The sequence below is a fragment of the Thermohalobaculum sp. genome, assembly GCF_058622915.1.
Genome location: NZ_JBZSYN010000063.1, coordinates 1 through 4,992, shown reverse-complemented (window position 1 = coordinate 4,992; position 4,992 = coordinate 1). Strand labels below are relative to the sequence as shown.

Sequence of the window (4,992 nt, the reverse complement as noted above, 5' to 3'; positions counted from 1 at the left end):
GGGCGGGACGTGCATCGACCCGCTCGCCAGGGCCGATCGGCCCGGCCGGGCGCCGCGATTCGCAAGCGGCGGCGCCTCGCTTTAACGGCTGTCTCGCGCGATCTCCCGGCATGGCTGGGGCGCCAGGATTCGAACCTGGGATCACGGGACCAAAACCCGTTGCCTTACCGCTTGGCCACGCCCCAATCGCGCGCGGAAACTAGTCCTCCGGCGGGCCAGCGGCAAGCCCCGCCGGAGGGCATTTCGCGGCTTGCACCGCCTGCGGGCCGGCGATATACAGCCGGGCGCTGGCGTCGGAGTGTAGCTCAGCCTGGTAGAGCACTGTCTTCGGGAGGCAGGGGCCGGTGGTTCGAATCCACTCACTCCGACCAGCCGGGCGGCCCGCCCGCCAGGGCCCCGGCCACCTTGCGCGGGGTCGGGAATTCTGGAATAAGCGGGGCTGTCGATGGATGCGGGTGTAGCTCAGGGGTAGAGCACAACCTTGCCAAGGTTGGGGTCGTGGGTTCGAATCCCATCGCCCGCTCCAGATATCCCTCCGATGCGCGGGACTTGACGCGATGCGGCCGGCGCCGGGCCGCAGGTCGGCCGCCTGCGGCCGAATTATCGGGCTGACAGCGGACTCGGCCACAATGTATAGTGCCGCCCGTGGCAAGATCGTGAAGGAACGGTCAGAGGGCGGGGGATGACCGACATCGCGCAAGCCCGGCTTCCGGCCCTGCGCTGGGGCCCCGGCGAGATCGCCATAGCCGCGCTGGGGATCACCTGGATCGCGCTGGCCGCGTTCTGGGCAGCGCCCGGCGTCTTCATGATCGACGGTTACATCGATCTGGCGATGATCGACGCCTTCGCGCATCATGCCTCGTTTTTCGTCCAGAACGGGATGGAGACCTACGGAAATGCGGCGCTGGTCCTGCCCGAGCTGCGTGCCGCGGGAGAGCATCTCGCGCCGCAATATCCGGGGGGCTGGGGCATACTCGCCGCGCCGGCCTATATCGCGGGTGGTCTGCGCGGCGTCATGCTGATGAATGCGGCCGCCGCAGCGCTGACCCTGCCGCTCACTTGGATCACAGCCCAGGCGCTGTTCGAGGACCGTCAGCTGGCCACGCGATCGGCGCTGATCTACGGGATCTGCACATTTGCCGTGGAGTATGCCGTCGGGTTCTGGCCGCACGCCGTCGACACCTTTCTGGTCACCGCGGCAGCGACGGCCGTCGCCAAGGGCTGGCGGTCCGATGCCGAGATGCGCGGTGCCCTGGTCGCGGGCCTCCTGCTCGGACTTGCTATCAATATCCGCATAGACGCTCTGATTTTCTCCGTGCCGCTCGTCGTCTGGCTGCTCGGCGTGGCGCGTCGACCCCACCGTGCCGCTGCGCTGCTTCTTGCGGGGCTCGTGCCCGGCCTGATCGCGGCAACCGTGATCAACGAGATGAAATTCGGCATCCCCTCGCCGCTGACTTATGACAGCGCCGGCGGCGCCACCTCGCTCGGCTTCTACGCCGGCCTGGCTCCGCTGGCCGTGATGGGGGCGTTGGGCGCCTTCGCGCTCGGTCGGCCCGCCGTGCGGGTCGCGCTTTACCGCCCATCGGGGCTGGCAACGGCAACGCTGACGCTGCTCGCATTGGGCCTGTTGCTGCCCGATGTGCGCAATGCGCTGCTGCGCCTCGCGCAGGGGTTCTGGCTGCTCGTGGTCGATTTTCAGTCCTATCGCCCGGGCGCGCGGGGAGCCACGGTGCTACCCGATGGAACCCTGCGCATGTTCGGCGGACTGACGCAGAAGTCGCTGCTGGAGAGCCTGCCCTACGCTGCCGCGCTGCTCGTCCTCATCCCCGGCCTTTGGCGTGGGCGGAGCCGCGCCGCGCTCGGATTCTGCTTCACGTTCGTCGGTCTCGGAATCGTGCCCTTCGCATATGGCAGTTGGCAGGGAGGCATGGCGAGCAACATGCGCTACTTCCTCAACTTCCTGCCGGCACTCGCGATCCTGGCGGCCGCGGCGCTCGACCATCTGCGCGGGTTGGCCGGGGGCAGCCCTGTCCCCGCGCTCGGCGCGTTGCTCGTCACGGTAGGGGGGGCCGTGCTTTATGCGCTCTGGCACGGCTACCCGATCGACTTCCTCCTCCAGCACACGCTTCCAACCGCGCTGATGATCGGCCTCGCCGGATCGACGTTGCTGCTGTGGCTGACGCGGGAGGCGGCGCAGAAGGCCGTGGCCAAGGCGATGCTGGGCCTCTTCCTGCTGGGTCTGGGGAACGGTGCGATCGTGGGCTGGGCGATGGACCTCAACATGAGCCAGCAGATTCGGGCGCGAAACGTCAAAATCTTCAGCCGCGCAGACGAGTTGCCGCGAAACGCCCTCGTCGTCACCATGGCGCCGGTGATGACAGGGTTCACAATCAACCGGCCGCCGGCGTTGACGGCATACGTCGACGTGAGGAACCAGAAGATCAGCGCCGACCTCGCCCGGCTGGTCAGGCAATGTCTCGCAGAGAAGCGGCCGGTCTACGTCGAGGGACCCCGCCTTGCCGCGGAGATGGTCGCCCGCGGACTGGCGACCGGCGCCACGCCGATATGGGGCGTTGGCGGCAACCTTGACCTCTATCGGGTGGCGCCACCCGCCGCGGCGGCTGGAACCCGCCCGTGAGCGGCCGCGCGGCCGTGGTCGGGCGGATCGGGCGACTTAAGCCGTCGGGCCCGGGCAGTCCGGGAAAGCGGGAGAGGAGCGCGGCGACCCCGCGCCGGCCCGCGGCTGCCATTTGCCAGGGGTGGCACGATGGCTGATGCTGTCGCCAGCAAGCTGGTGATCCAGATTCCCTGCTTCAACGAGGCGGCGCAGCTGCCCGCGACGCTCGCCGCCCTGCCCCGTCAGGTACCGGGCTTCGCCGCGGTCGAGTGGCTGGTGATCGACGACGGCTCGGCCGACGGCACCGCCGCCGTCGCGCGCGCGCACGGCGTCGACCACGTGGTCCGCCACGCCACCAATCGCGGCCTTGCGGCGGCCTTCATGACCGGGCTGGAGACGGCCCTGAGGCTCGGCGCCGACGTGATCGTCAACACCGACGCCGACAACCAGTACGACGCGCGGTGCATCCCCGACCTGGTGGCGCCCGTGCTCGCGGGGCGGGCTCAGATGGTGGTGGGCGCGCGGCCCATCGCCGAGATCGAGGGCTTCTCGCCGCTCAAGAAGCTGCTGCAGAGGCTGGGAAGCTGGGTCGTGAGCAAGGCGAGCGGCCTCGCGGTGCCGGACGCGCCGTCGGGATTCCGCGCCATCAGCCGGGCGCTTGCGATGCGGCTTTACGTCTTCAACAGCCACACCTACACGCTCGAGACCATCATCCAGGCGGGGCGGCTCAGCGAGCCGGTGGTCTGCGTGCCGGTGCGCGTCAACCCGGCCACCCGCGAGTCGCGGCTGATCCGCAGCCTCGCGGGATACGTGCTGCGCTCGGCGATCACCATCGTGCGCATCTTCGTGCTCTACAAGCCCTTGCGCTTCTTCGCCGCGCTGGCGGTCATCCTGGCGCTGCCCGGCCTCCTCGCCTTCGCCCGCTTCCTGCTCTTCTACCTGCAGGGCGATTCCGGGGGGCACGTGCAGTCGCTGGTGATCGGCGCGGCGCTGATCGCGGCGGGAACGGTGACCATGATCGGCGGGCTCCTGGCCGATCTGGTGGCGGCGAACCGCATCCTGCTGGCCGAGTTGCGCAGCCGGCTGCTGGCGGCCGAGCTGACGCGTGACGGGGAGCAGCCGCTGGCCGGGATGAGCGTGCGGGCGGGCAAGGACGGACAGGGTTAATCCGGCGTCAACTCCTCCGGTCTTCGTGCAAGAGTGGAGGAGTTAACTCTTACATGTCTTATATAAGACATGTAAGAATTTCGTGGCGGTTCGAAACCCGCTGCCGCCGTCGCCCGCGCGCTTTCGCGGCCGGGCAGCGCAGGCTATGCTGGCGCGCGAGAGCGGAGGCGTGGCAGGGCATGCGGAGGCGCGCAGACGGCGAGCGGGGGATCGCGCTGATCGCGGTCCTCTGGGTCGGAGTTGTGCTGGGGGCGCTGGCCGCCGCGGTCGTGGCGCTGGGCCGCAGCGACATCGACCTCGCGCGCAGCCAGCGCGCCCAGGCCGAGGCCGAGCTGGCCGCCGACAGCGCCGCGCTGACGGCGATCTACGCGCTGGTCAACAACGCCCAGTCCGCGATCGCGACCGACGGATCGGTGGCGGCCTGGCGGGTGCCGGGCGCCGAGTTGCGCGTCGAGGTCAGCTCGGAATACGGTCGGATCGACCTGAACCGCGCCCCGCCCGATCTGATGGCCGCCCTGCTGGTCCAGGCCGGGGCCAGTCAGGAGCAGGCCCAAAGCCTGGCCGCCGCCATCGTCGACTTCACCAGCAGCGACAACCTGGGCACGCCGATAAGCGCGGAGCGGCGCGACTATGCCGCCGCGGGGCTACCGGGCCCGAAGAACGCGCCGTTCGAGGCCGAGGGCGAGCTGTTGGGCGTGCTCGGCATGACGGGGAATCTCTACCGGCGCATCGCCGATGCCGTGACGGTCTATTCCGGCCGGCCGCAGCCCAGCCCCGGCCAGGCACCGCCGCTGGTGCGCGCGGCGCTGACGGGCGATCCGGGCCCGGCGCTGCCGCCGCTGCCGCCGGCGTTCAGCGCCGAGCTCGGCGCTGTGCCCCGGACGCTGCGCCGGGGCAGCCCGGTCTCGGCCGCGAGCGCCCTGGTGCGCATTCGTGCCGAGTGCGAGACGCAAGCCGGCACCCGGGCCGCGCGCGTCGCCGTGGTCTCGCTGCGCGGGCGCGGCGGGGCCGCCTACAAGGTGCTCGACTGGCGCCGGGCGACGCCCGAGCTGTTCCCGCAGTCCCGCCGCGCCTGGCGGGGCGGCAGTGCGCGGGGGTGAGCCGCCTCAGAGCGGGGAGCGCTTCTCGAGCGGGCGCAGGCCGCTCAGACGCTTTTGCATCTCCTGGGCCACCAGCACCGCCTCGTGCGTGTCGCGCAGCACGGTCGG

The 4,992-nt window shown here is 70.4% G+C and carries 3 protein-coding genes and 3 tRNA genes; 5 read left to right on the top strand and 1 reads right to left on the bottom strand.

Going from position 1 to position 4,992, the window contains the following annotated elements:
• Nucleotides 1-111: 111 nt before the first annotated feature.
• Nucleotides 112-185, bottom strand: a tRNA-Gln gene (locus tag AC32QD_RS05460).
• 109 nt (nucleotides 186-294) lie between these two features.
• Here AC32QD_RS05460 and AC32QD_RS05455 point away from each other — a divergent pair.
• From AC32QD_RS05455 to AC32QD_RS05435, 5 genes are all read left to right on the top strand, one after another.
• A tRNA-Pro gene (locus tag AC32QD_RS05455) sits at nucleotides 295-371 on the top strand.
• An 80-nt stretch (nucleotides 372-451) separates the two neighbouring features.
• A tRNA-Gly gene (locus tag AC32QD_RS05450) sits at nucleotides 452-526 on the top strand.
• Between the two features lie 156 nt (nucleotides 527-682).
• Entirely contained in the window at nucleotides 683-2,638 is a 1,956-nt protein-coding gene (locus tag AC32QD_RS05445; protein WP_492009471.1) for a hypothetical protein, read from the top strand.
• Nucleotides 2,639-2,767: 129 nt separating this feature from the next.
• Nucleotides 2,768-3,784 (top strand): glycosyltransferase family 2 protein, encoded by a 1,017-nt coding sequence (locus AC32QD_RS05440; protein WP_492009470.1) that lies wholly within the window; start codon nucleotides 2,768-2,770, stop codon nucleotides 3,782-3,784.
• Nucleotides 3,785-3,963: 179 nt separating this feature from the next.
• Nucleotides 3,964-4,884 (top strand): type II secretion system minor pseudopilin, encoded by a 921-nt coding sequence (locus AC32QD_RS05435; protein WP_492009469.1) that lies wholly within the window; start codon nucleotides 3,964-3,966, stop codon nucleotides 4,882-4,884.
• The last annotated feature ends 108 nt before the right edge of the window (nucleotides 4,885-4,992 follow it).